At 61.6% G+C, this 701-nt stretch carries 1 protein-coding gene; it reads left to right on the forward strand.

Going from position 1 to position 701, the window contains the following annotated elements; all coding sequences use genetic code 11:
- Positions 1–701, forward strand: a 701-nt coding sequence (locus IM708_RS21150; protein ID WP_209428517.1) for a hypothetical protein, incomplete at both ends; no start/stop codon positions are given.

Consider the following 701-nt stretch of genomic DNA (forward strand, 5'->3'; position numbering starts at 1 on the left):
GAAAACCTGCCGCGCCTGAGTTTCACGCACAAGACATTGCGCACGCCGGCGACGCATCCCGAGTACTGGCAGAAGATGAGTCGCGATGCCCGCCGCTGCTGGCAGGCATGGTCTGCGAGATCTACCCAGATCAGGAATGTCACGCCGCTCTGGCAGGCGGACGGCAAACCGATGCCCTATCGCCGCGAGATTGCCGATTACATGGGAGCCATGCTGGAGGCACTGATCGCTGATTGTCCTTGGCAGCAAAAACGCGACATCTTCATCGGTCTCGTGCAGCTTGGTATCGATCAGGCTGCCGTCCCGCAGTTCCTCAACAAGGGCACGGCGCCAACAACCTCGGGCCAGACATCTTGGGACGCGGGTCGCTCTGCTCCAACCGTTCTGGCGATGGCGGCTCTTCCAGATAACGACTGGTTGCAGGAAGCGTGGCGTCTTCCGCGCGCAACCAGTGAATTGTACCTGCGGATGCCCGGATCAAGCTGGGAAGATAAGCGCGGATTCAACACGATCACCGAAGCAGAGCAGTTCGACCCACCGCTACAACTGAAAGCCGGCAAAGCCAGCAATCCCGGCGTCTGGAATTGGATCGATCCGCAGCCCGACACCCCGCCGCCCGGGCCGGTTCCGGGGCTCGTCGGGCATGCGACCTATAATGGACGCGGAACGAGACCCGAGAGCTTCGCGGCACTTCCCGGATC

Origin of the sequence: Pararhodobacter sp. SW119 (genome assembly GCF_017811755.1) — a bacterium.
Taxonomy (GTDB): domain Bacteria; phylum Pseudomonadota; class Alphaproteobacteria; order Rhodobacterales; family Rhodobacteraceae; genus Pararhodobacter.